Raw genomic sequence first — 2136 nt, 5'->3', positions numbered from 1 at the left:
TAATTAAGGAATACTTTAAGGAATTAAAAAAGTTATCTAAATAGTTTTTCGTTTTATTTTCTATAAATTTAACTTCTTGTTGAAAAAAATTTTGAGCTATTTTTTGACATTCTTTTGCTACTTTTCCATCACCTATAATAAAAATATTTTCATATTCCATTAAAATTCCTACTAATTATCAACTTGATTAAGTTTTTTATCATTATAATCATAAAAATTAAAATATTATAATTTAAATTATTTAAAAAAATAATAACTTAAAAACAAAAAGATATTTTTATAAACTCAATTTATTTCCATAAAAAACGAATTTTATTAACCACTTATTTAATAATATTTAGATCTTTATAAAGTAAAAATTTTTTTCAAAAAATCAAATTGATATAAATAAAGAATTGTTTAATTAAACTCATTTAAAAAATTAAAATGATTCTATTTTTATATAACATAAAATCAAAATTTGGTTTTTATAACAAACATTTCTTTAGTTTTCAATCATCGCTAAATAAAATTATTTAAAAATTTCCTATCGATCTTACCATTTTGATTGAGTTTAAAACTATCTAGTCTTATAAAACGTTTAGGTATCATATAAGCATTTAATTTATCTTTTAAAAAAGCTTTTAAATTAAGTTCTTTTTCACTTTCATAAAAACAAATAATCTCTTCTTTAAAAATACAAGCAGTATTTTTAATTTCTAAATGAGAATTTATAACACTCTCTATCTCTCCTAGTTCTATTCTATGTCCCATATATTTGATTTGATTATCTTTTCTTCCAAAACATAAAAGCTCTCCTAGCTCATTATAAGCTACAATATCCCCTGTTTTATAAAGCAAATCTAAATAATTATTATGTAAAGGATTTTGTATAAAAGCTTCTTTTGTTTTTTTGCTATCATTATAATAACCTAATGATAAACAAGTTCCCCTTATATAAAGTTCTCCTTTAACGCCTATTTCTTTAGGACTAATAAAATTCATATTCTCATCAAAGACTAAAAGTTCGGTATTTTTACAAGCCTTTCCAATAGGTAAAATATCCTCATCTTTAAATTCTCTCTCAGCCTTAAAAAAAGAACAAACATCAGTAATTTCCGTAGGTCCATAAAGATTAAAAAATTCCGTATTTGGTAAAGCCTTTCTCCAAAAATTAAGCTGTTTATTTGGCATAATTTCTCCACAAAAAAGAACTTTTTTAAGATAAAGATTAAAATCTTTCAAAGCATTAGTATTTGCAAAATAAATAAGCACCGAAGGCACCCAAAAAATCATATTTATTTTTTGCTCTTCTAAATAAGATAAAATTTTATTTGGAAAAGCAAAAAGATGATTAGGTAGTAAGTGAAGTGTCGCTCCTGCTTTAATGCTTGAAAATATATCTAAAATACTATTATCAAAATAAAACGGAGCCTGATTAGCTAAAATCTCATTTTCATTTAAATTAAAAGTTTCGCATACCCAAAAAGTATAATCAATCACGCTTTTATGAGAAATAGAAACACCTTTTGGCACTCCTGTACTCCCACTTGTAAAAAAAACATATAATAAATTTGTATCTATATGTCTTTCTTTAATTTCTTCTAACAAAGTCTCATCTATATCAAAATTTAAAAAATCTTCTGTATAAAGTGTAGGCAAATTTAAATCAAAATTTAAATCTTTTGAAGTAATTAATAGCTTTGGTTTTAAAATATCTATTACTTTTTCTATGCGTTCTTTTGGAGTTTTTTCATCTAAAAGAGTATAAAAATTTCCACTTAAGCTTACACCAAAAAAACTTATAAGACAATCAATACTTTTTGGCAAAAGAATCAAAATAGGACTTTGTACATAAGAATATTGTAAATCTTTAGCAATCTTACTTGCAAGCTTTTTACTTAAAACATTGAATTCTTTATAGTTTATACTTTTAAAATTTGAGCCAAAAGTATCTACAAAAGCTAGTTTTTCAGGAAATTTTAAAACACTTTTTTCTAAAAAATCATAAATATTTCTAACCATTATTATACCTTTAAAAAATTTTTATTATAATACTAAAAAACTAAAAAGATTTACTATGTTAATTAACAAATCCTATAAAATTAATTCTTGTGATGATGTTGAACTTAATATAAAAAGAGAAAGTAAGCTTGA

Annotated in this window: 2 protein-coding genes; one reads left to right on the top strand and one right to left on the bottom strand. The window is 22.4% G+C overall.

All coding sequences use genetic code 11. The features are described 5' to 3' along the window. Positions 1-501: 501 nt before the first annotated feature. Positions 502-2004, bottom strand: a complete 1503-nt coding sequence (locus JG677_RS07905; RefSeq protein ID WP_200286092.1) for an amino acid adenylation domain-containing protein — start codon at positions 2002-2004, stop codon at positions 502-504. Positions 2005-2059: 55 nt separating this feature from the next. On the opposite strand from JG677_RS07905, the gene JG677_RS07900 reads away from it, so the two are divergent. Continuing rightward, positions 2060-2136, top strand: a 77-nt coding sequence (locus tag JG677_RS07900; RefSeq protein ID WP_234284672.1) for a DUF2920 family protein, incomplete at its 3' end; no start/stop codon positions are given.

The organism is Campylobacter sp. TTU-622 (assembly GCF_016598965.1).
Classification (GTDB): domain Bacteria; phylum Campylobacterota; class Campylobacteria; order Campylobacterales; family Campylobacteraceae; genus Campylobacter_D.
The sequence above is the reverse complement of the archived record's forward strand: the minus strand, read 5'-3'. Positions and strand labels throughout refer to the sequence as shown.